Consider the following 24,844-nt stretch of genomic DNA (forward strand, 5'->3'; position numbering starts at 1 on the left):
GCATAAAATCAACTTGTGTGATCGGCCACAATAACCCAGCGGCCGGCTATCTTTTTCCAGAGAAGTGTAAAATGTCCTTGGGGCTCGTCTTTTGTTCGCTGCAAATGCCACTTGCCAATGACCATGGACGACTCATCTGAAAGTTTTTCGATACTGATAATGGTGAAGGTAAGTTTACCCATAGCTTCTGTTGTAGGGTAACCTCTTTTATAACCATCAAGCGTTGCCTGCCATCCATAATTAATGCCTCTGCTGCTGATGAATTTTAAGCTGTCGGATTTCCAATAACCTTGCATGAATGATTCGAGATTACCACTGTTCCAATCTTGCTGCTGTTGGCTTAATACTTTGCGAATGGCTGTTATATCTTGATCTTGAGCAGCAAGAAATGAGTAAGAGAAAAGCAAGAGTATTATAATTTTCATAAACCTTATCTTTAGTTTCTTAATCCTTAGAGTCCTTCCGCTCATTCCTGCCCACTTTCCAAGAGACTTTGAGGAGAGATAGAATACTTCTTATATTAAAACCCAATTAAAACGAATGGTGCCCAATAGTAAGGTGAGTGATATTCTTTACTGTTAAGCATTTTTATTTTCACCTGTTGCAACGATTGTGCGAATGTGCTTTTTGTTTGTAAAGTATTTGTGTAGAAATCTTCCATCAGCTGCGCAGTAGATTCATCGGCTACGCTCCAAAACGAAACCATGATGTTTTTGGCGCCAGCGTATATCAATGCTCTTGATAAACCAATTACACCTTCGCCTTTGGCTATTTTCCCTAAGCCTGTTTGGCAGGCAGAAAGTGTAACCAGTTGAGCGTTTAATTTAAGGTTATAAATTTCTCCACTATATAAATACCCATCTTCACTATTACTCGCTTTTAAAAATATTTTTGATAGTTCAGGGTTTGATTCATCAACAATGCCATGCGTAGCAAAATGAACGAGGTCAAATTTTTCAAGTTCATCTGACTTGATCCTTTCTTCGCTAGCCTGCGCGTTAGTAATAACGGTAGCCTTAGCCGATGCTTGATCGAACAATTTACCAATATTGCTTACCTCATCATTTGTGCCTGGTAGCGAAGAAAGGTTATCTATTTCATTGAAGGTGATCGGAGCACATAATAAAATAGATTGGATAGCTTTTTTATTACCACTGTGTTTCTGCAAGGCTAATGATGCAGAGAATTCATAGCGCACTGCATATCGATTTACCAGGTATGAAGGAATTGAAGTCTCATCTTTTACAGGTTTGGCGATAAGTGCTTCAAATGGGATTACACCCAAACGGCCTGTCGGGAAGATCACCAAGCTATTAATGCGCTTGGGTAAAGGTGGGATAAGCAGCCTGTGAAGCTTGTTGGCAACCGTATGAAGGGTTTTACTTTCGTTATAGTACAACGCGTTTCTGAACCCAGTCAGGTATTTATTAAAGTTAGCATCGAGCGTATGAGATACAATGCTTATTTTCTTTTGGGTAATTACAAAAATGTACAATCGGGCAGCGCTGTTTATTTTACTGTCATCGATAAAATAACTTAACAATGCGGTATGATCATCTGTAATTTTTTGCAGGTCGCTACCAGAAGGTGTTTTGGTGTTGAATTTCAGATTGAAATAATCAGGGTATTGCGTCTCTAATGCTTTAGTAAATTCCTTATACTGTTTGTTGAGTGCATATAGTGACTCACGCAGATATGTCTCTTCTTCTGCAGTTGGCTTTTGAGCCAGCTTTTGCGTAGACAGTGTTATAGCAGACTTTATATTTTCTTCATCTTCCAGCAGATGAGCAGGTATTCCGGCAAATGATTTGGCATTTACATCAGAGATGGCTTCCAGAAGAACAGCTGATTTACTTTTTTCAGAGAAGTAAAAAGCTTTTTCTCTATAATAGTCTCTATCGCCAAAGGCTACTTCACTCATCGTTGAAGCCAGACGCACCGCATCAGCATAAACCTCGTTGGCTACCGTGCCCAAGGTAATTTTGTCTGCTTCATTATTACTTTGCTGACGCAAATCATCAATCAACGAATCGCAAGCCATCAGGTGTTGTAGCCCTGTACTTAGATCCGAAAATTTTAAGGTCTTGCCAAAATAACGTGCTTCAAAAGTTTGGGCTTTATACATCATGGAGAACAGCAAGTATTTTCCATTATAGAATTCAACAGCCTCCGGGATGTTGTTAATATCAGGATTGGCATAACTTTTAAGGTTACTGATTAGTGCCCGATGGAAATAGGTAAGTGCTTGTGCGTAATTGTCTTTTAATCTTTCCAGGTTACCTAACGCATTTAACACGGAAGCAATATCAGGATGTTTTTCACCATAACTCTTTCTGTATTCATCCAATGCTTTTAGGTAATAGACTTCAGCATTTTCATTGTTTTTCATTTGCTGATAAGTATAACCGAGTTGATACAGCACAAAGGCCTTTCTCGGGCTTGGTGTTTTTATTAAGACATTCCAGATGTTCAGCGCTTCTTCCAAATTATTGATGGCATCACCATATAATTCAAGGTTGCCGTAGATAACACCTGTGTTGGTATTGTTAATGGCAATTTTAGCATGCTCTTTTCCGTGTAGTGCCAAATAAATCGGGAGTGCTTTTTCATAATAGGAAAGGGCCTTGTCCGGGTCGCTTTGACTGTAAACCAGACCAAGATCATTATACGAAGCGGCAATCATCTCATGTTTTGCAGGCAGTATTTTGGATCTGATGGATAAGGCCATCAACAGGTGCTCTTCAGCTTGTTTAAATTTGGCATCATTATAATAGGCGAGTCCTAACCCAGTTAATGTTTTAGCCATCTGTAAATTAGTAGCCTGTCCTTCCGCTGTCAGGATTTGCTCTGCTTCTACTAAAATTTTTTCTGCTTGTTCATTCTTTCCCTGATAGAGAAATAGGTAGCCTTCCACTGATTTTAATTCGGCCAGTAATAATCCGCTGGCATTCCCTTGCTTAACCAAATCAATAAAAGCTTGTGCTTTATCATATTGTTGAAGCGATAACCATGACTCGGCTATTTTAAGTTGCAGATAGGGCTTATCGTTAACGTTTGCTGTAGGTAAGGCCTCGTTAAGCAAGCTAATAGCTTCATTGGCTTTATTATCTAATAATAGGGAATCGGCTTTGCTGATGCTGCTTTGTGCCAGTGTAAATTGACTTGCGATTAAAACTAAAAATAGGGCTAGTCTCATGCTCAGAATCTGTAGTTGTAACTAAAGGTTGTTACTAATTCCCTGGTTAAACCGTCAGGGTTGCGTTCGCGCTGTACAATCTTATGACCTACCAATAAACGAACTGAGTTTCTAACATTGAGGTTATAACCTGCTGTTACTATGCCAGACAGCGCAAGCCCTCTTGCGCCATCGGGTTTAATTCTATTTCCATTGATGCCTGTAATTTCATCATTTGTAATTCTGTAAATAGGCAATAACCCTGCTGAAAAATTGAATTGAGAGAACCTGAAATTTCTTTCTGCGCGCAGCATCACATCAATACCGCGTTTTAACTCTTTGGCTTGACTATATTTTTCTAAATAGCGCTGGTCAGGGTAGTCAGCCCATTCGTTCCAGAGAAACTGATTGTTATTCTCGTTTAGCGGAATCTGTATACCCGTGGCAAACAACCAGTTCTTTGTGAGTACAGAAATGCCAGAGATAGCATCGTAAGTACCCAAACTGGTTTGATAATACATAGGGAGTGGCTTGCCTTCAAATCTTCCTTTCGCTTTTAAGTTTGAATCGTTGCTTGGTATTTTGGCACCAATAGAAAGATTGATATCAAATCGTTCTGAAGTAAAGAGGCTTCTGGTTAAGCAAAGTGAAATGTCGCCAAGCCCACCGGTTTGATCGAAAGTACCACTTTGCACTGTCTGGTATGGTAATTTAATCTGAAATGAGTTTTTGCTATTGAGACTAAAGCTGACATCAGCATTAGCAACATAAACAATGGGGGTGGCAGTAGTCGTACCTCTGTAGAAACTGATCTCCATGGATCTGAGCCTCACTTGTAATTTTTTATTGAAAGGCTGGTCAGGTTTCATGGCACCCATAGTACAAAAACCAGCATCGCTGCATCCTTGTGCATTGCTTTCAATAATGGATACTGATACCAAAAACGCCAATAAAAGTCGGGTTGTGGACATGGTGAGGTTTGGTTAATCAAATTTAAAAGAAAAAACTAATCCATTGGAGGATGAAGGTTGTTAGTTACATGGCATGAGCATAATATATTTGCTTAAAATCAACGTAAGCTAAAAACATCATGGATAAGGCATAGCCATGCAAATACCAAATCTAAGTTATTAGGCCAGGTTACGGCATAAATTCTTTTGATTTGATTAAAAGAGGAACAATACCTTACTTAATTAAACGCTGATCAAGATCCGAACGCTAACGGATGATGTAACTTAATAATTTACATTCCTAACGACTGATTCTCCACAGAAGCCAATTCAATAATCTTCTCGTACTCAGCAGCGGATAAGTCATTGAAGAAATAGTGCACAGGATTAATGTGTGAACCATTCAGCATGACTTCATAATGCAAGTGTGGGGCAGTAGAGAGGCCCGTGTTGCCGACATAACCGATTAAGTCGCCCCGTTTTACGTTTTGCCCCTGGCGAACAGCAAAACCATGCATGTGCGCATAGCGGGTACGGTAACCGAAACCATGATCGATTTCCACCATTTTTCCATATCCACTGAAACGTACGCTTACTTCAATTACTTTGCCATCGGCTGTTGCATAAATAGGTGTACCAATAGATGCGGCAAAGTCAATACCCGTATGCATTTTCTTTACTTTATAGATAGGGTGTACGCGTAGTCCAAAGCCAGAAGCCAAGGCAATTAATTGCTTATTGGCTACAGGTTGTATGGCGGGTACTGCGGCCAGTTGCTTTTCTTTGTTCTCCGCAAGACTCACCACTTCATCCTGCGACTTAGATTCGATATAAAGTTTTCTTCGCAGCATGTCTACTTTTTCATGCAGTTCAAGAATTAAATCCTTTTGTACTATGCTCTTTTCTTTAATATCGGCATAGCGATCTGCACCACCTACACCGGCATCTCTCACTGATTTGTCAATGGGCTCCGCACCCAACACTACGCGGTAAATGTTATCATCTCGATGTTCGATATTGCCCAGAATTTTACGCAACTGGTCTACTTCGTTATTCAGGTTGTTGTAATAAAATTCAAGTTCTTCAACCTGATTTTTCAGCATGACTTCTTTCGGGGAAGCAAAGTAGTTGCTGTATAAAATAAGTAATCCAACAGCAAGCGAAAGCGTTAATGATACAATGCCCAACGTATTTAAAATAATATCGCTGTTCTTGGTTCTTACCCTTTCGTACTTACAGGTTTCTGTATCGTAATAATATTTTATGCGTGCCATGTTGCGGGCTTAATTTTTAAAGTATGGAGGGTGATTGATGGTTAACCTTTCTAAAAGCAATTTTCTCCGAACGACCTTTTCTGAAAACCTGACGACCTTTGTTAATGCCTTTTCTTAATTCTTTTTGCGCTTCAACCGGCATGGCAATAATCTCCTTGCATTCATCAGAGCAGCAACCGTTAAAATGAGTTGCGCATTCATCGCATTGAATGAAAAGCAAATGACAACCATCATTTTTACAGTTGGTGTGTGTATCGCAAGCCTTACCACATTGGTGGCAAACACTTACTATGTCTTCAGAGATGCGTTCGCCCAAGCGTTCGTCAAATACAAAGTTTTTACCTATAAATTTATTTTCAAGGCCTTCACTTTTTACCTGTCTGGTATATTCAATAATGCCACCATTTAATTGAAATACATTGTTAAACCCTTTATGACGCATCCAGGCACTCGCTTTTTCGCAGCGTATGCCACCAGTGCAGTACATGAGCAGGTTTTTATCTTTATTATCTTTCAGAAGGTCTTCTGCAATTTGAAGTTCTTCTCGGAAAGTATCAACGTCAGGAAGGATAGCACCTTTAAAATGTCCGACTTCGCTCTCGTAATGATTACGCATGTCGATGATGATGGTATTGGGATCTTCCGCAAGTTTATTAAAGTCGGCTGCATTTACGTGTTGACCGGTTTGTGTTACATCAAAGGATGCATCATCCAAACCATCAGCCACTATTTTTTTACGAACTAAAATTTTCAGTTTGAAGAATGATTTTCCATTATCGTCAACGGCAATATTTAAACGCACACCGTTTAAAAAAGGGATCGAATATAATTTTTCTCTGAAAACTTCAAGGTTTGCTTTAGGTGCACTGATCTGCGCGTTGATGCCTTCATGCGCCACATAAATCCTACCCATTACCCCCAACTGGTCAAGCAGCTTATAAAGCTCATCCCGAAAAGTTTTAGGCTCAACAAGTTGGTGGTATTTATAAAATGAAATCGTGATGCGCTCTTCTGTAGTGTGGAGCATCTTTTCTTTTAAAATCCGCTTATCGATTCTATTGTGCAGGGCCATGGTCTATGTACTTGAAAATCAACCGACAAAGATAAGGAAAATGCCCTACAATACCCAATCCTTAACCAGGGTGAAGATTGATAATTTACCGATGGGTTCAGCATTTTACCGATTAGAATCACAGAATTTCGGGCATAGGTCATTGCACCATTGAATCTTTGGGAAAATTAGCTTAGGCCAATAGTGATTCTTTAAGAAATATCTGGTACAGCGTTTTATGAATATCATTTGAGCTTTTAAGAACACACTAAGTGATTTTTAAATATTTTCTTGTACAGAAAATATGTTGGCCATTTTTCGCAATTCTATTTTACTTTTTTTTGCTTGTTCTGCAATAGCGCAAGATGTTAAACTCATGAAATCAACTATGGGTGCATCGGCCAGTGGCATACCTAATCTTGCTACAGGTACAGTATCCATAAATCATACCATTGGTCAGTCTTCTGGTGTCAATCATTTTATATCTGGTCAACTTCATCTCTTGCAGGGTTTTCAGCATCCCTTCCTTCTAAATTGTAGCGATTGTTACTTTCAAACGGCTGCACTCAGTGTTTATCCCAATCCCTCTCAGGGTATAATTTCTATTCGCTGGACTGATGATGTACAACATGATTGGGTATGGATGAATGTGGTGGATGTTCATGGAAAAATTATTATCAAAACGCTTCTGGAACGCAAGGGTCAAGCAGTAAGTTTTGATGCCTCATCTCTGCCAAAAGCAACCTATATACTCCAGCTGAGGGGTAATAAAAGTGGCTATGCAACCCATATACTCATTTTGATTTAGCTATATGAAAAAAATATTTTTTGTGATGCTGTTGGCGATACCTTCAAAAGTTATTGCACAACAGCTTGGTTTTAGTCTAGGCACTAACATTCAGAATCTTACCTACACCAACTCAGATGGTATTAAGTCAGATCAGCTTAAAGGTCTTCCGGCTGCATCTATTTCATTTTCGTATTTATATGCTTTAAAAACAAAAGCAAAATCCAAAAGTGTTTTTTCGAATGCCATCAGTGCCCAGCTGGGTTATAAGGGAGGTCACTTGAAAGATCAGGGAAGTCATTTGCTAACTACCTGGTCAATGAATTTTTTATCGACTTCAGTAAATTTTATAAGTCAGTACAGCTCAAAGCGAAAAGCAAATCCATTTTTCGGAGCAGGTATTGTTAACGATTTTCTTATCAGCGGAACCCAAAACAGAGGCTTTGAACAGTATGATCTTACCAATGATCTGAGTGTATTAAACGTTGGAGCAAAAGTCTTCACAGGTCTCTGCTATAAAATATCCAATGAAGCCAACTGTTCACTGGAGCTTAACTATATGCGCGGCTTCCGCAACATGGAAAAAAGTGCTGGGCAAACAGCCATGCTTCACGCATGGCAGTTAACAGCCACACTCTACTTCCAACTAAAAAAGTAAAATATCACATCATGAAAAACTTATTTTTCACAATCTTGATTTTGTTGATAGGCGCAAGCGCCTGGTCACAGCAAATCGGCTTTACATATCAGGCAGTAGCCTTAGATGAATCCAAGGCTGAGGGTTTTGGGCGTGACTCCAAAGGGCAAGTGTTACTTAATCAACCCTTAAAAGTTCGCTTCACCATACATGAACAAAGTGCAGATGGTGTGATTCAGTATCAGGAAATGCATGCAACAACAACGGACATTTTCGGAATCTTTCGTGTAGTAATTGGTTCGGGTGAAAAACTGTTGGGAACAAATTTAGAAATGCTGCGGTGGAGCGATCAATCGTATTTCATGCAGGTTGAGATCGACTTAGGCAATGGTTTTATTAATATGGGGGAGGAAGTTATTGTAGTACCTCCCTTCGGATTCAATAATACAATCCAATTGTTAAATTTAACGGGCACGCAATTATCAATCAGTGAGGGTAATAATGTTGATTTATCCAACCTGCTGGGGGCTGCTCGTTTAAGTGAGCAGGAGGTAGATGCTTATGTAGCAAACAACGGATATCTTTTGTCTGAAGTCGATGGTTCCACCACAAATGAAATCCAGGATCTTCAGCTATCAGGCAGCCAATTAACGATCACGAATAACCCTAATTCGTCTGTTATAAATCTCAGTCCCTACCTGGGTAATAATTTGACTGAGGAAGATGTGGATAATATGGTTGCCAACAACGGGTACTTGACTGAGGAGATTCAGGATTTGAATTTAAATGAAAACACACTCACCATCACCAATAATAATACAGCAACTAACATTGATTTGAGTCCTTATCGAAATGTATTTGAAACGACTGGCAGCGTTACTTCAAATGCTAACGGCAATTATGGTACTGATGATTTTGTGTTTGGAGGTCCCATGCTTGACCATCCGGCAGAAGAGGCGAACCGAAATAGACTATTTTTCGATAAGAGCAAGGGTGCATTACGTGCGGGCTATACTAACGATGCTTCATGGAATGATACCAATAGAGGATTTTACTCCACGGCATTTGGCTTTAATAACATTGCACTTGGGGTATCATCTTTTTCTGTGGGCGAGAACAATAGTAGTCTTGGTGCAAGTTCGGTCTCGCTTGGTGTTGGCAATACCGCAACAGGTTCGTATTCGTTTTCTGCAGGTACAAGTAATGCAGCTTCCGGGTACTCATCTTTTGCGGGTGGTTTTGCCAATCTCGCTTCAGGATTCAACGCCTTCGCTTTAGGCGATCATTCCTCTGCTCTTGGCGATTACTCAAAAGTTTTTGCCCATAATAGTACCGCTTACTCGTACGGTGAAACCGTTTTGGGAACTTTGGCTACGGAGTATGCACCCGTTGGTGATGTAACACCTACTGATAGATTATTTACAATCGGTAATGGTATGTATGATTTTAATTCAACACCACCTTATTCCTTTACGCGCTCCGATGCCCTTGTCATACTCAAAAACGGCAACACCCGCCTACACGGCCGATTAACTATTGATGCCGATAACCTGATCGGTACAGGAGAAGAATACACTTTGCCAGGACAGGATGGAAATACCAACCAGGTCATGACAACCGATGGCAACGGAAATGTAACCTGGAGTAATACCGATGCCAGTTCATCCAATGAAATTCAGGATCTTAATTTAACTGGCAATACTCTCTCTATCACGAACAATACCAATGCAACTCAGATTGATCTGACTCCATATCAAAATATTTTTGAACGAACGAATGGTGTCATCTCCAACGAAAACGGAGATTATGACACAGATGATTTTGTGTTTGGAGGGCAAGACTTAAATAGTAATGGAACAAAGTTTTTCTTTGACAAAAGTAATTTTGCGTTTAGAATCGGCTTGACGAATAATAACGCTTGGGCTGACGCCAATATTGGTATCGGGTCATTTGGATTTGGTATCAATTCGCTAGCCTCTGGTGCTGGTGCTATATCCTTTGGTGTCGGAAGTTCGGCCACTTTTAATGGAAGTATTGCCATGGGAAATTCAAACCAATCAGCTGGCATCAGCAGTTTTGCTGCTGGACAACAAAACACCGTGAATGGTCATTGGTCAACTGCATTTGGCCTAACATCAACAATAGACCCCGCTGCATTTAGAGCGGTATCAATGGGGGGTGGTAATACAATTTCTGGTTGGGGAGGTGTTGGTATTGGCAATAGGCTCCAATCTCGAAGTACCAGCGAAATTACATTGGGTTACGGGAATACTGATGTCTCTCCCGCTTCAAACACTCTGTGGATTCCAACAGATAGATTATTTGTTATCGGTAATGGTACACCGCTCGTTTTTAATGATTTAGCGTTACCTCCAACTCGCTCTGACGCGCTCGTGATGCTTAAGAATGGAAACACACGCCTTCACGGCCAACTCACCATCGATGCTGATAATGTATCAGGTGCTGGTGGTGATTACACCTTGCCAGGTCAGCGCGGAACAAACGGACAAGCGCTAGTGACAAACGGATCAGGAGTTGTAAGTTGGTCGACCCTGCCTGTTCCTGCATTCAACACCGTTGCAGGGGTGACTTCAAACTCACCAGGAAATCCTGCCAGCGATGATTTTGTGTTTGGAAGTACGCATTTGGCAAATAATGGAAATTCAGCACATAACAACAGAATGTTTTTTGATAAAAGTAAGGGGGCATTTAGAGCGGGTGGCGCTCCCTTTACCGATTGGGATGATGCCAATGTTGGGGTATATTCTGTGGCGCTGGGATATCGGACACGCGCAAGCGGAACATCATCTTTTGCGGCAGGCGATAATTCGCGGGCCAGCGGGTCTAATTCGATAGGCATGGGCAATGGTAACAACGCTTCTGGAGATTATTCGTCAGCGATAGGGCGACAAAATAATGTTTCAGGATTAAATTCTCACGCTCACGGCTTCGGAAATATTATCACTGCGGCCCAATCAGCCGCGGTCGGATATAGCAATAATATTTCTAGCCCAGTACCGAACAACAGTACTGGTGGATACGCACTTGGAGAAAATCACATCATTTCCGGTTTAGGTGGAGTAGCTGTCGGTATCAGCAATAATGCGCTGGATATTTACACATCATCATTTGGCACTGGTTCATATGCTTTCGGTCAATATTCAATGACCCTTGGGCGAGCGGTTACCGCATTTTCCTACGGAGAAACTGCCATGGGTACGTATAGCACTAATTATGTAGGTTACGATGTTGCTAACTATGTTGGTACAAATCGGTTATTCGTGATCGGAAACGGCCCCAATCAAAGTTCGCGTTCCGATGCCCTCGTCATGCTCAAAAACGGAAACACCCGCCTTCATGGTCAACTCACCATCGATGCGGATAATGTAGCGGGTGTGGGTGGCGATTATACTTTTCCCGGGCAACGTGGAACGAATGGACAAGCACTGGTTACAGACGGATCAGGAGTAGTAAGTTGGTCTACACTACCCATGCCTGCGTTCAACACTGCTGCAGGCGTAACCTCAAATTCACCTGGAAATTATGCAACCGATGATTTTGTGTTTGGTAGTCCGGTTTTGGCAAATGATGGTGATGCGACACATCAAAATCGAATGTTCTTTGATAAAAGTAAAGGTTCGTTTCGTACTGGTCGTGCAACAGGAACTCAATGGGATGATGCAAATGTCGGGCAATACTCAATGGCCATTGGCACAAACTCAACAGCCAGCGGGAATGGCTCAGTTGCCTTCAATGGAGGATTGGCTAGCGGTACAGGGTCTTTTTCAATTGGACCCGGAAGTGCGATGGGTCTCCGTTCGTTTTCTCATGGTGGTTCTGCATCCGGTGACGTCTCAGTTGCCATGGGAACCATGTCTCTCGCATCAGGAAACGGGTCAATAGCGATTGGAGCAAACTGTATATCAAATGATTGGAGCTCGGTGGCAATGGGAAATAACGCAACAGCATCCGGTTATGCTTCGGTATCATTAGGGTACTACTCAAGCGCCACGGCAGATCTCTCAGTTGCTCTTGGAAGTGATAATATTGCCTCAGGAATCAGCTCCACAGCATTGGGATTTGCCAATTTTGCGCGTTCGTATAGCGAAACAACTCTCGGTTTAATGGCTACCGATTACACACCCTTGTCAACAACAGCTTTTGAATTAACAGACAGGCTATTTACCATTGGTAATGGAGAAGGAGGTCGCTCCGATGCCCTCGTCATGCTCAAAAACGGAAACACTCGCCTTCATGGTCAACTCACCATCGATGCGGATAATGTAAGCGGAGTAGGTGAGGCCTATACTTTACCAGGACAAGATGGTGCTGCTGATCAGGTATTGACCACCGATGGCAATGGTGCAGTAAGTTGGCAGGATGCTGCGGAGTCAATACTTGGCAGAACAACTACTATTATCTCTAACGAAAATGGGAACTATACTACAGACAGTTTTGTCATTGGCAGCCCAGGTCTTGATGATGATGGCAATGCCGATCATCATACCCGTATGTTTTTTGAAAAAACTACGGGGGCTTTTCGTGTAGGTACCGTTACAGATACACGTTGGGATGAAGCCGAACGCGGAACCAACTCTGTGGCGATGGGATTAGGTAACATTGCCCGGGGTAATTCTTCTTTATCCTTAGGCCAGAACAACCTTGCGCATAGCGCTTCTTCGGTGGCCATTGGTACGAACAATCAAGCGGAAGGATATAATTCAATTGCACTGGGAAGAAATGTGGCGACAACGGGTGTGCACGCCATGGCTCTGTCACTGTATAGCGCTTCGCGTTCGTATGGAGAAACTACCATGGGCATTTATGCAGTGGATTATGTACCCAACTCCACTACAAACTTCGATGGCAACGATCGTTTGTTTACTCTGGGAAACGGACTTGATGATGCCAACCGATCGAATGCCTTAGTGATTTTTAAGAATGGTGATGCCACACTTTTAGGTACACTGACAGATGCATCCGACATGCGCCTGAAACGCAATATCAAAGCTTTACAAAACAGTTTATCTTCTTTAAACAATTTGCAAGGTGTTCACTATCAATGGAACGGGAGAAAACCACAAGACACACTTGCCCTTCAAACTGGATTAATCGCCCAGGAAGTAGAAAAAATTTTCCCTGAATTAGTAAAGACTGACGAAGAAGGTTTTAAGTCGGTTAACTACATCGGTTTAGTGCCGCACCTGATTGAGGCCATTAAAGAATTGAAGAAAGAAAATGAAGAACTTAAATCTGAAGCCATAAAGACAAAAGCATCTACTGAGCAAAGGATAACTTATATGGAAACTAAACTCTTACGATTTGAAGCACTCCTGAATAAGGCTAAGTTTTAATACATTCTTGAAACTAATTCAATATAGTTTCAAGAATAAGGAGACTTTCTTCATGATTTTTCTAATAAGAAAGGAATCCCTTAGCTTACAACAACCAGGGCGCAATCTTATATTATGAAGTACTTGTATTCAGTTATAACCTAATAGATTATTCCCTTCATTTTATTACAAAGGAAAAATTTGACAATCCTCTGCTTACATTTTTTTACAATATTGTCTCAGATATCAAATGCATGTAGGCTAATGAAGATCCAAAAAACTTACTGCGTAATGGCTACTCCGCGATATACAACAATTGCTTCGTTACAAAATCGTAGAGAGTTAACCTTCTCAATTCGTAGTATGAAGTCCAGAATGATTTGAGTGCTTGCACATAACTTCTTTTGGCATTATCTTTTTCAGTTAGCGCAATGTTAAGATTGGTAATATCAATTTTGCCAATCAGGTAACGATTTTGAGCAACTTTGTATCGTTCTTGCGCCACCTCATCTGCTTTTTTGGTTATTTCAATTTGTAAGCGAAGCATTTCGAATTGACTCACTTTGGTGATAATCTCCTGCTCGAAGTTGACTTCATCCTGTGCAATTACGTAATCGTTCAGTTTTTTATTGGCAATGGCTGTTTGCATGCGTGATTTGTTACGCCCCCAATCGATGATGGGTACACTTAGCGACAGGTTAAATTGTTGCTGAGGTAGTTGCGGATCCTGGTAGACATCGTTAATAACTGTTCCATCATTATTTAAACCAAAGGAGGCGACCAGGTTACTTTGAAAGCGTTGTCCACGCGCTTGTGCTACTTCACGCTCAGCCTCTGTGCGCCTGCGTTCGAAAGCGAGATAATCAGAGCGGTTTTTACGGGCATATGCCAAGGCATCGTCAATTGATATATCAAATGAGGGTATTGATTCTGGTAATATTAATTGGAGCGCTTCATTCTGTTGCAGCCCAATGTAAGAACGCAACTGAAGACTGGCTGTTTGCAGATTTAAACGCGCTTGTGCTACATCTTGGCGGGAACGAAGCAATTGCAACTCAACCTGTAGTAATTTGTCCTGAGAGGTGGTGCCAATGTTGTAGCGCCCCTGCTCAATTTTATAGATGGTATCGTTATTAGCGATATTAAAATTAGCGATCTGCTGGTTGATTTGCGCCTCCAGTACATTAAAGAATAATCCGACTGATTCTTGTGAAATGGCTTCCATCTGTTCCACATACTCGCGTCTCGATTCTTCGTATCGGATAGGTTCAGTTTTCTTATTCCAACGTAAAGGATTAAATGCGAATAAAGGCTGACTGAGTTGTACGTTTACCATGGTGCCACGCCATTGTTCATTAGGGGTGCCAGGATTCAGATTATTGTAGTTGTTAATATAGCCTAATAAAGAATTGACGGATAATGAGCCGTTAGTCCATGGGATGGGTTGTGATAATGAAAGCCCCATATTGCTGTTCAGCTGATTAATGCCTGTGTTCACAAACGTTCCATCATTTTGTTCTATAGGCGAAACTATTTTATTGTATGGCAGGTTTCCGCTCAATCTTAATTGAGGGTTATAATCGCTTTTATAAAATCTATACTGCCAATACCTATTTTCTTTTCTGGTCTCTGCCTGTTTGGACGCAGGTGACTGCGATTTTGATCTGGCGATCAGTTCATCAATAGTAAGCGTTGTTTGTCCGAAACTAGTCAACGAGATCAGGATGAAGGCCATCCCACACATAATTTTTTTATTCATAACGTAATGAGGCTATTGGATCCTGGTTTGCAGCTCTTCTGGCGGGGGCAATTCCGAAAATAAGCCCCACAGTAGCGGCAACACCGAAGGATAGTAAAATAGAACTGATGGTTATAATGGTTGGAATGCCTGCCACAGCCGACACAATGAATGCGAGCGAGACTCCGAGGATTACACCGATCAACCCGCCACCGATGCTGATCATCATGGCTTCGAAAAGAAATTGCTGCACCACGTCTGTTTTTTGTGCACCAATAGCGAGTCTTAGTCCGATTTCTTTTATGCGCTCCAGCACCGAAGCAAGCATGATGTTCATAATACCAATACCACCTACCAGCAAAGAGATTCCAGCAATAGCGCCAAGCACATAATTAAAAATATCATTCGTTCGTTGCTGTTGTTTTAACAGGAGTTCAGGGATTTCAATTTCGAAGTCAATTACATCATAGTGTTTACGTGCTAATAAACGCGATAGAATTTCGGCAGTAGATTGAAGCTTTTCTGTTTCTGATACTTGTATAACGAGTCTATCGAGCTGATGATAGTTTTTACTATCGGCATCTTCTTCTTTATTACTGTTACCATCGATAATCACCATGCCTCGACTACGCATGGCTGCTTTGCGCAAGGCTTCGGCTGTTATCAGGTCTCTGTTTTCGTAGCGTATCAACACACTTTGTAAGGGGGCATAAACGTCCATATTAAAGTCGCGAATGCCGAGTTTACTAATGCTGGCTTGTGACACCATTCGTTCACGCAGTACCCCCACAATGATGAGCCAATGACTGCCTACTTTAATACTTTTACCGATAGGATTTTCTGTAGGGAAGAAGCGGCTTTTTATTCCAGAACCAATGATACAAACAGCGGCTCCAAGTTTTCTTTGCTCTTCGTTAAACATCTGCCCTTCAAAAAGTTGAAAATCATAGATGTCGAAATAAGTGGGTTCTACACCCACCAGTTTAGCGGAGCGCCTTATGCCATTCCGGATGATATTGGTGTTTAATAATATTTCAGGGCTTACCGTGGTAAGGCCAGGAATGGTGGATTGAATACTGGCAACATCACGCACTGTTAGTCCGGGTGAAAATTTTTTCTTATCAGTTTTTCCACCAGTCTCCTCTAGCTTTTCTTCCTTTTGCTCAATGATAGGCTTGATAACAATGTTATTGACGCCCACCAGCTTGATTTGGTTTAGAATCTCCTGTTGTGCACCATTGCCAATGGCGAGCATGGCAATAACAGCAGCGACTCCGAAAATGATACCAAGCGCAGTGAGGAGCGAACGAACTTTATTTGCCAGCACAGCATCAATGGCTAATAGCAGGTTTGCCAGCAAACGGGGTGAGAAAAAAGCAGACAAGAATTTCACGTTACTGGTTTACAGGTTTAACTAAACTGGCAGTAACTTTTGCGTCTTGCTTGTCTTTGCTTCGCTTACCGTTCATTTCGGGCAATAGCTCTACAGACTTATTATCCAAACCAGACGGTACAGAGAGATAGAGCTTATCATCAGGGGTTAAGCCACTCGTGATAATTGCGTCATTGGCATTAGTCTCACCCACAACTACTTCTTTCTTAATGATGTCCAATCCTTTTTTTAGAAACACATACGTAATGGTGTCAGATTGGCTGTGTAGGCTTTCTAGGGGAACATAAATGGCATCATTGATAACGTTAGCAATAATTTTATTGCTGGTAGTCATGGACGGACGCAAGCTTGGGTCTGTACCATTTATTTCAACACTTACTTCAAATACTTTTGCATCTGAGTTGGGACGTTGTTCGCCTACGTTGGCAACATTTGTTACCACGCCTGTAAGTTTCTTGTCAGGATATGCGTCTAATCCTACTTCCACTACTTGTCCAGCTTTAACCTTGCGTACGTCCACTTCGTTTACATAGGTCTTCGACATCATTTTAGTGAGGTCTGGTAGGGTAGCGACCGTAGGTTCCCACATTTGTATCTGTGATCCCGCTTTAATGGGTTTACCGTCCCAACCTTTTTCATAAATAACCATTCCGTCTTCGGGTGCCAGAACATTGAAGGATTCCATCACTTTTGTCATGCCGTCAAATTCTGCCTGCACTTTGCGAAGTTCAGCCGCTACTTCACGCATCTTTTCTATGTTCTGTTTCTTTTTGATTTTATTATTTTCTACGGCTTGATCATATGCTCGTTTTGATTTATCGAGATTGATTTCGGCTTGCTTAATGCTGGCAGGAGGTTCAAATTTAGATTGTTCTAACACAATCCGGGATTCATCTACAGAGTAAGCAAGATTGATGAGTTCATCGCGTGACTGACGCATGGTAAGGGTAGTGTCCAGCTGTGTTTGGTTAAACTTGGAGGTGGCCTTGTCTAGTTCAATCTGCTTGGCGGTATATTTATTTTGAAACTCTGATCTGTCTAATGTGGCTATCCAGTCACCCTTTTTCACTACCGTTCCTTCATTTACAATGTCCTGGATGGTAACCTGCCAAATCTGAAAGTTTCGAAGCGACTGAGGCCCCATAATCTTTACAGAGTTTTTAGCCTCTAACTCACCTGTAGTTTCGATTTCAACGCGGAACTCACCCTTTTTAACGGATGATAAAATGGAGGCTGTATCGCCATCCTTGCCCTTTATTATCAAGAAATACAAGAAGATTGATAAAAGGGCAACTGATGAGCCAATGAGGATTTTCCGTTTCATGCTGCGGTAGAGGTAGGTTTATAGTGACGGTTTTTTAGTTATGCTTACCGATCTTAATTCAATAGGTTACAAAAAAGACACATTTCTTTAGAGTAAGGTATCTATAAAAAAGTTTTAATGTTCAATATTTTTTTGTGAACCTGAGTTAAGTTGGTAGCTAACTAATTTATATTGTAAGCTTAACGCACTGCAGAGGATTTTGATATACCATCAACCCGTGTTTTACACTTTTTTACAACTCAAAAGTCAATAAACAGAACAGGGTTTAATAAATGATGGGGTGTAGAAGCGTGTTTGTCTGCACGGTCACTATGCATAAGACTTTCCATTGATGTTAACAAATTGGTCGCCAATCCTTACTTACTTCAAAAGGTCAAACGAAATGCTGCATAATTACTTAGTCATGCCTATCGGGGTAAGTAATAATCAAGGCTCAAAGATTATACTTTAGTGTATCATCAGGGCTAGATGGTACCATTTTTACCAGAATCCTACCGTGATCAAAAATTGTTATTCAATCTGTTTCTTTTTATATCTGAGAAAGCTCTGGAATTGCTTTCTATTCCTAGCTATTAATACATTGTATAGAGTTTACACCTCGCCACTTACTGCGACTTAATAAATTTATCATGAAGCACATTGCTATAATTTTTGTTTTGGTATCTATAGTCAATAAATCAAACGCACAAATAACAATGGGTTTAAAACTAGGCGGGCATTTGCCGACTTCAAGAATTGCATTGCCTGGCTTTGTGCAGATAGAAAGTGATGGTACACAAAAAGTGTTGCTAAGCACCCTGGGTGGAGGGATTGATTTTAATGGATTGATCTGTTTTGACATAAGCAAAAATGTGGCATTCGGGCTTGACATGGGTTATTTCAGTGGATTTAAGATTGACTACTACCAGCACGTTAACAGTAGCGGAGTGGGCGATCCTAATCGAATAGATTTTGCCACCAGGGGTACTTTTTTTAATGTATCACCCTACCTCATTTTGAAACCAGGCATTAAAGGCAACCCGGGTATTATTCCTTATGCAAGACTTGGTTTACTTACTGGATTGGCTTCAGTTACTTCAATCAGTACCATGACTAGGGCAACAGGTAAGAGTATTGATAAGTATTCAGGTAACTGGAGTTTTGGGCTTATTAGTGCTTTGGGGCTTTCCAGGCAACTAAACAAAAAAATAAACTTGTTTGCAGAGCTAACCATTAAAACAATTGGATTTAAACCTAAGCAGTTGCGAAACATTGAAAACTTTGATGGACAAGATTCTGGAAATGTTACGCGATTTGTAAAGGAAGTAGATCCGAATGGACCTACAAATAATGAACTTGCTTTTTTGATTCCGTTTAATAGTGCAGGCTTATCATTTGGATATGAGTATAAGTTAGGAAGATAGGGATGAGCTTTTAGAAACCAAATTACACTTATGATGCTTTGTTTTATAACTGATTTCATGGAGTGGATTCTCCAAAACATAAAAGCCTTAGTATAATAAATCAATTCTGAAAAAAATAATAAAGCAGATATACAACCCAGTGTAATTACTTCACTTTATATGCGCATATTATTTTACTTAGGTCTATTCGCCAACATCATAACAGTCATAGGTTATATTAGACTTTCAAATATGAATAATACCCTGGGTTATATTTTTTTTTGGATGCCCATTTTTTGGATACTTGTATTTTTAACATGCATCATTATACTGATTATAAATCACAAAATCGCATTCAGTTCCGAGAACCGATTCTATAGTATAATGGCAATTTTAATTTGCACCCCTTTACCCAGCCTGCTACTTTACTATATGATTTTATTTATTTTGCCACCTAACATAAAACGATAGTATTCATCACAGAGGAGGCTTACTAAAGATTACCAATGGTGGGTCTTATGATCTTGCTCAAATTTATCCGTTCTGGGCTTACAAAGGCAGATTTGTTCTGTATGCGCTTTAATATTTCGGATAATTATGATTAAACCTGTTAATTGACTTGCTTGTTGTACGTACGGATATTTTTTTTGATTTTCCATAGGCACGTATAACTATTGCTGTATCGTATACTTAAATACTCATAACTACTATCACATTAGAATATTTTCAAACGCCTCAAGACAAAGTAAAAGACCCGTATTTGCTTATTGCTTAGTGGATAGTGACATTAGTGTTGTTAAAATGCTGCATAGACTATAATCAAATTGTCTAGCCTTTTTTATAAATGATAGTGAATACGTACATGGTGTATTTTCTTATACTTATAAATACTGAATAAACAGCTGAAAAGCTTCAGGTAGTTGTTTGGCAAAGCAAGTGGAGCAAAAAAACAAAATCCAAAAGATTCATCGGAAAATTACCGTAGTTTGTTTAGTGTATAAGATCATGACTTACGCTTTTCGTTTGCCAGGTGACCAGCTATTCAATGACTTTTTTTAAATAGCTACTAGTCTTTGGACGCTGAGTACAGTTAGGGTGTTAATTGAAATGGTACGGTCTTAGACTGAAATTGCTTATGGGCAGAATTTACTATTGATCCTTTCCATGAAGCTTCTTACTTTATTTAAGTAATTAAGGATTTAATATTTGTGTGTCCCCTGAATCACTCATACATCTTTTCTGTTATTAATCCTTTGTAAAGTATGGTCTTATCCTTATCGTTTGATGAAAAGTAGTGTTTAAAATTTATCAACGCTTTATTATACTTTTCCATTTTAACATAAAGTGTGGCTGCGTTAGAATATATAACTGGGTTAAGCTGAGCCACTGGCAAGCATATAGAGGGTATGCGTGTATTCTTTTTCTAGACCGTAAAGTGGTTCTCTACTCTTTCTAGTATACTTCATCAATAAGCACCAGTTTAAGACTCTTATTAGGTATAAACATGGATATTCAGTTTGGAGTTAGGGAAATTGCAGGATAGACAAGTTTATTGCTAAATAACTATTCCTCAATTGCATGAACTGATACAGTAAATTTTCCAGGAGCTAACTTTAACTAGTTTAAATATTTACCTTTTATTGTTTTTCTTTTTTCTGAATAGTCTCCAAATGTAATTCTCTGTAAAAAATGTTATGATTGCTTCAACTATTAGCTCTATTGTATGCATCTTCGTCACTTTTACCTAAGCTCTAATTCAAATTCTCTTAAAATAGAAAAGACACTTTTTAATTCGTCAGGTTGTGTGTTGCGCATGCTTACCACCTTTGTTTTTCCATTAGCATGTACGGTTAAAGTTATATTGGTACCATCCAGCACATCCATATCTGCATAGCGAGTTTTGAGTTTAAATACGTTAGCATGCCGTACGGCATTATACAAGCTTTGAACGCCATCGTTACTTAGTGTAAGTTGATGGATTGTGTTGTCATAATTCCGGATAAGTTCGTATTGATTATTACCGACTTTTCGCCTGATGATCAGAGAGTAATTGCCATTAGCACCCGGCTGTATAGCTGTACTCTGCAATATTAATTGAAAGTCTTCGGGAATTTGATTGGGTAATTGGTTACAGCCGATGGAAAATATGGAGATAATTAGTTGAAAACTTGTTTTAACAATCGGGACTTTCATAAATTTTAATAGCAGATCATGGATGTACAGTATTAATGACACGTTACATCTCTATTAACGACAAATAACTTGAACCCAAGTTATTTACAATGTGTTTCCTGTATTTAGTAGATTGCTTATACTCTGGGGTGAGAAATTCATCCCAAGGTACTTGCCAGTCATTATTCAACTGCATAGCAAAGCCTAGCTCTTCATTTTTATCACTGATTTTTACATTTTGCCTCTTTAGCGGTAATTGATTTCTTGCCGCGTATATAAATTCAGTAAGATCAATAACCCCAAAAGTTTTTTGATTTTTAACAATTTCATTCATTAAAACTACACCGGATGTAACTTTCATAATGCTGAGACTAGGGAAGTAGTTATTTTTGATGAGTTGTACGTAAGCTTCATGGGTACTTTTGTCAACAACCAAGGCAGTGTATGATTTAAATTTTTCTGATGCTTGCGTAATCGCAGTTATGTCGGGAGCATTTTTGTGACTTAACAGGATTACAGGATTTGTTAAAAAAGGTTTGGTAAAGCGAAGGAACTTTTCGCGCTCGGGGGTAATGGTTATATTACCAACACCCAAAATAAATGGAGTTGTTTTAATGCGTTCAATAAATGATCTAAATACTGCATCTTCACCAATGTAATGGATAGTGATTTTCTTCCCGTATTTTTTGTATACAAAATCAGTAAAGTCATTTAGGATATCTACACATAAACCACTGAGCTCGCCAGTTTTATCTTTTTGAATGAGCCCGGGTTGCTGGTAGTAGATAACTCCCAATGTCCCTTCTCCTTTTTTGTTCACATCGCTCCAGCTATCCTGGCATAGGCCTTTAGAATGGCAGCTTAAAATGATTGCACATAGGATTGGTAAAACTGACTTTTTCATTTATGCTGAATATTTACCTGGGTAGGCAAGTAGTTAAGTAAAATGATAAAGAAATGGTGTAATAAGCCTAATTGATAGCTTATTTAGCTCAGTTTTTAGAATTAGTATCTATCCAGTAAATCAATGTTGGGTCTGCAGGCCTTTGTAATTGTAAATAAACTTTAAGACCCACCTGCTCATTACTTTTCTCGTCCTTTTACTTCAATAGCAATAATCTTGTCAATCCTGAAAATCGCATCGTAATATTCTTTATCGACAATTTCGCGTAAGGTAAAGTAATTAACATCATTTGATCGCTTCACTTTTCCGAAATATTCTTTGCCGCCATCAAGTGTAATAAATATGCGTTCGTTTTGTGCCTCTGCTTTAGTCAGTACCTCAATAAAGTTTCTGGTTTCGTCTAGGTTAATCATAATTTTAGCTTCTGTTTACTTTGCTTAACAGGATGAGTATAAAGTTGTTTTACACAACACGCACACTGATTTTAGTGCTTTTCAAAAATAAAAAGCTGCCTCAGGAATGAGTATGCTCAAAAATCCAAATGGTATTCTGTAAAGTGTAGAGCAGGCGAGACCTTCAACGTTTTTGATAGGACAAGACTGAAACTTATGACTGGCACAACTGACGCAGAAGACCTCCTCTATATATTGTGCTGGTGTATAGATTTATTATTTCTCAGCAACCAGTTCCCCTCTGATTAATTTATTATAGTTTTCGCAGCTTAGTAAACCATGCTTATCGCAGAAAGTGCAGGTTTTATAAGTGTTGCCAAAAATGCCTGGCTTCACAATCACGGTACTGCCTTTACATACGGGGCATATGACTTTGCCACTGGGTCCGCAATCAATGTCGTAGTTCTGAGAAAATACTTCTTCAAGTTGTGCTGTTTCTGTTTTACGCTGCGCTATTAAATTATTTTCTGCTTTTTGCAATACAGCAATGGCATCCTGATAGTATTGGCCTGCAGTTCCTTTTAATTGTACGTATTTGGTAAGCCAGTCAACACTTTGTTTGTACTTACCAATGAAGTAAGAATTTTTTCCAAAAAAATAGGCCAACTCAGAAGGAACACTTTTGATATTATCGAGGGCATACTTTAATTTTTTATCAGCCAGTTGGTACTCACCTATTTCCATATAGTATTTACCTGAATCAATTTCTCTCAACAATTGTGTTTTGCGATATTGCTCCTGTTGTAATTGATATTCCCTTGCTTTCTCAGCAGGTGTTTGCGCCAATAACATGCATGGTAATGCAAGGAGACTGATCAGAATAAAGCAATATTTCATACTCACAAAAATCTTTCTTTTGGTAAATCAAGCCATTCCAATGTTGCGTTGTGAAAAATATCTTCTTTCACAGACTTGTCCAAAGGCATGTCTTCAATAAACTTGCCAATCTCTAAATCGCCAAGGGGAAAAGGATAGTCGGAACCCAATGTTATCTTTTTAGAACCTACCATTTTTAACACGTATTCCAGCATGGGAGCATCATGCGTTATGCTGTCTACCCAAAACTGACCAATGTATTTTTTTGGTTCTATTGGATTATCAATCGCCACCAGATCAGGGCGACATTCAAAGCCGTGTTGAATGCGACCAATGGTTGGTAAAAATGAACCGCCCGCATGCGCAAAATTTACTCTTAGTTTAGGAAGACGCTCGAAGATGCCGCCAAAAATCATAGAGCAGACAGCCCGCGATGTTTCCGCAGGCATACCCACCAGCCACGGGAGCCAATAGCGCTGCATATCTTTTTGCCCCATCATGTTCCAGGGGTGAACAAGTACAGCCATATTTAAACGTTGGCAAGCTTCAAAAATTGGGAAGAAGCGCTCTTCATTTAAATTCTCATCGTTAATGTTAGAGCCTATTTGAATGCCGACTAAACCAATTTTTTTGCAGCGTTCCAGCTCTTGTATAGCCAGGTCTGCATCTTGCATAGGTATCGTGGCGAGCCCTATGTAGTTTTTAGGATATTGGACTACAAGTTCCGCAATGTGATCGTTAAGAAATTTCGAAACCTCTAAGCAGTCCATGGCTTTGGCCCAGTATGAAAACATAACGGGAATCGTGCAGACAACTTGTACCTGGGTGTTAAAATTTGCATATTCTTGAATGCGTACGTCAGCATCCCAGCAGTTTTCTTTTATTTCTCTGAAGAATTGATTGCCGCGCATCATTTTAGCGTAGCCTGCTTTATGGTGTTGCAGGTAAATAAAATCACCGTAGCCAAACTTTTCACTCCAGTTGGGCAGTTCTTTGGGGATAATATGTGTATGCGAATCTATTTTTAGCATTTCGGAAAATGGCAATCCCGAAATATCGCTGTTTTACATGAGTAAATAAAGGGCCATTTTAGTAATAGGCAGCTGCGTTTTAGTCTTTTTATAACTCGATGTATTTTTCCAGCGAAAAGGCCAGCGATCTTTCTGAAAACAGGGTTTTTACCTGCCCCCAGACTTTTCCAAAAAGTTCTGATTTTCTATAGTTATTCAGGCATGTTTCATTTTGCCAATGGCTTAGGGTTGCAAAAGTGTTGGGTTCATTGGCATCGCGCAAAAGTTGCAAGTGTGTGCAGCCTTCAAAGTTGCGGATAGCTTCTTTATTGGCATTAAATATTTCCAGAAATTCGTTTACACCGGCATCGGTAAAGTGCATACGTACAATTCGGATGAGCATGGGCTTGGGTGTTAGTTGTTATTTTTTGGTTATTCGTTATTCG

The 24,844-nt window shown here is 39.9% G+C and carries 18 protein-coding genes; 4 read left to right on the plus strand and 14 right to left on the minus strand.

Annotated elements, in window-relative coordinates:
- Nucleotides 1–8: 8 nt before the first annotated feature.
- From ACO1XM_RS05680 to trhO, 5 genes are all read right to left on the minus strand, one after another.
- Nucleotides 9–425 (minus strand): YybH family protein, encoded by a 417-nt coding sequence (locus ACO1XM_RS05680; protein WP_486226735.1) that lies wholly within the window; start codon nucleotides 423–425, stop codon nucleotides 9–11.
- 95 nt (nucleotides 426–520) lie between these two features.
- Nucleotides 521–3,196: a DUF2225 domain-containing protein gene (locus ACO1XM_RS05685; RefSeq protein WP_486226737.1), complete on the minus strand. Its 2,676-nt coding sequence runs from the start codon at nucleotides 3,194–3,196 to the stop codon at nucleotides 521–523.
- Between the two features lie 2 nt (nucleotides 3,197–3,198).
- Complete coding sequence (locus ACO1XM_RS05690; protein WP_486226739.1) at nucleotides 3,199–4,146, minus strand: hypothetical protein; 948 nt, start codon at nucleotides 4,144–4,146, stop codon at nucleotides 3,199–3,201.
- Nucleotides 4,147–4,418: 272 nt separating this feature from the next.
- Nucleotides 4,419–5,399 carry a M23 family metallopeptidase gene (locus ACO1XM_RS05695; RefSeq protein ID WP_486226741.1) on the minus strand — a complete coding sequence of 327 codons (981 nt, stop codon included), beginning with the start codon at nucleotides 5,397–5,399 and terminating at the stop codon, nucleotides 4,419–4,421.
- A gap of 16 nt (nucleotides 5,400–5,415) precedes the next feature.
- Nucleotides 5,416–6,471 carry an oxygen-dependent tRNA uridine(34) hydroxylase TrhO gene (gene trhO / locus ACO1XM_RS05700; protein ID WP_486226743.1) on the minus strand — a complete coding sequence of 352 codons (1,056 nt, stop codon included), beginning with the start codon at nucleotides 6,469–6,471 and terminating at the stop codon, nucleotides 5,416–5,418.
- Nucleotides 6,472–6,826: 355 nt separating this feature from the next.
- Here trhO and ACO1XM_RS05705 point away from each other — a divergent pair, with 355 nt between their 5' ends.
- From ACO1XM_RS05705 to ACO1XM_RS05715, 3 genes are read left to right on the plus strand one after another with little or no spacing between them, the layout of a single operon-like run.
- Nucleotides 6,827–7,258, plus strand: a complete 432-nt coding sequence (locus ACO1XM_RS05705; protein ID WP_486226745.1) for a T9SS type A sorting domain-containing protein — start codon at nucleotides 6,827–6,829, stop codon at nucleotides 7,256–7,258.
- Nucleotides 7,259–7,262: 4 nt separating this feature from the next.
- Nucleotides 7,263–7,895, plus strand: coding sequence for a hypothetical protein (locus tag ACO1XM_RS05710; protein WP_486226748.1), 633 nt, complete (start codon nucleotides 7,263–7,265; stop codon nucleotides 7,893–7,895).
- Nucleotides 7,896–7,906: 11 nt separating this feature from the next.
- Nucleotides 7,907–13,228, plus strand: a complete 5,322-nt coding sequence (locus ACO1XM_RS05715) for a tail fiber domain-containing protein (RefSeq protein WP_486226750.1) — start codon at nucleotides 7,907–7,909, stop codon at nucleotides 13,226–13,228.
- Nucleotides 13,229–13,502: 274 nt separating this feature from the next.
- Here ACO1XM_RS05715 and ACO1XM_RS05720 read toward each other — a convergent pair whose 3' ends face one another.
- Genes ACO1XM_RS05720 through ACO1XM_RS05730 form a run of 3 tightly spaced genes read right to left on the minus strand, consistent with a single transcriptional unit; the run spans nucleotide 13,503 to nucleotide 17,662 of the window.
- Nucleotides 13,503–14,966: a TolC family protein gene (locus tag ACO1XM_RS05720; protein WP_486226752.1), complete on the minus strand. Its 1,464-nt coding sequence runs from the start codon at nucleotides 14,964–14,966 to the stop codon at nucleotides 13,503–13,505.
- The gene (locus ACO1XM_RS05725) at nucleotides 14,959–16,338 is read right to left on the minus strand and encodes an ABC transporter permease (protein ID WP_486226754.1); all 1,380 of its coding nucleotides are present in this window, start codon (nucleotides 16,336–16,338) and stop codon (nucleotides 14,959–14,961) included. The genes ACO1XM_RS05720 and ACO1XM_RS05725 overlap by 8 nt, the downstream gene beginning before the upstream one ends.
- Before the next feature lies 1 nt (nucleotide 16,339).
- Nucleotides 16,340–17,662, minus strand: coding sequence for an efflux RND transporter periplasmic adaptor subunit (locus ACO1XM_RS05730; RefSeq protein WP_486226756.1), 1,323 nt, complete (start codon nucleotides 17,660–17,662; stop codon nucleotides 16,340–16,342).
- Between the two features lie 629 nt (nucleotides 17,663–18,291).
- On the opposite strand from ACO1XM_RS05730, the gene ACO1XM_RS05735 reads away from it, so the two are divergent.
- Nucleotides 18,292–19,065, plus strand: coding sequence for a hypothetical protein (locus ACO1XM_RS05735; RefSeq protein WP_486226758.1), 774 nt, complete (start codon nucleotides 18,292–18,294; stop codon nucleotides 19,063–19,065).
- Between the two features lie 1,719 nt (nucleotides 19,066–20,784).
- On the opposite strand, the gene ACO1XM_RS05740 is transcribed toward ACO1XM_RS05735, so the two are convergent.
- From ACO1XM_RS05740 to ACO1XM_RS05765, 6 genes are all read right to left on the minus strand, one after another.
- Nucleotides 20,785–21,237 carry a DUF6438 domain-containing protein gene (locus ACO1XM_RS05740; protein ID WP_486226760.1) on the minus strand — a complete coding sequence of 151 codons (453 nt, stop codon included), beginning with the start codon at nucleotides 21,235–21,237 and terminating at the stop codon, nucleotides 20,785–20,787.
- A 43-nt stretch (nucleotides 21,238–21,280) separates the two neighbouring features.
- On the minus strand, nucleotides 21,281–22,120 hold the full coding sequence (locus tag ACO1XM_RS05745; RefSeq protein ID WP_486226763.1) for a substrate-binding periplasmic protein: 840 nt from the start codon (nucleotides 22,118–22,120) through the stop codon (nucleotides 21,281–21,283).
- A 179-nt stretch (nucleotides 22,121–22,299) separates the two neighbouring features.
- On the minus strand, nucleotides 22,300–22,533 hold the full coding sequence (locus ACO1XM_RS05750) for a hypothetical protein (RefSeq protein ID WP_486226765.1): 234 nt from the start codon (nucleotides 22,531–22,533) through the stop codon (nucleotides 22,300–22,302).
- Nucleotides 22,534–22,788: 255 nt separating this feature from the next.
- Nucleotides 22,789–23,409: a hypothetical protein gene (locus ACO1XM_RS05755; RefSeq protein WP_486226766.1), complete on the minus strand. Its 621-nt coding sequence runs from the start codon at nucleotides 23,407–23,409 to the stop codon at nucleotides 22,789–22,791.
- 2 nt (nucleotides 23,410–23,411) lie between these two features.
- Nucleotides 23,412–24,419, minus strand: coding sequence for an amidohydrolase family protein (locus ACO1XM_RS05760; protein WP_486226768.1), 1,008 nt, complete (start codon nucleotides 24,417–24,419; stop codon nucleotides 23,412–23,414).
- Between the two features lie 88 nt (nucleotides 24,420–24,507).
- Nucleotides 24,508–24,801 carry a putative quinol monooxygenase gene (locus ACO1XM_RS05765; protein WP_486226770.1) on the minus strand — a complete coding sequence of 98 codons (294 nt, stop codon included), beginning with the start codon at nucleotides 24,799–24,801 and terminating at the stop codon, nucleotides 24,508–24,510.
- Nucleotides 24,802–24,844: the final 43 nt, after the last annotated feature.

This window comes from Chryseotalea sp., assembly GCF_057350905.1.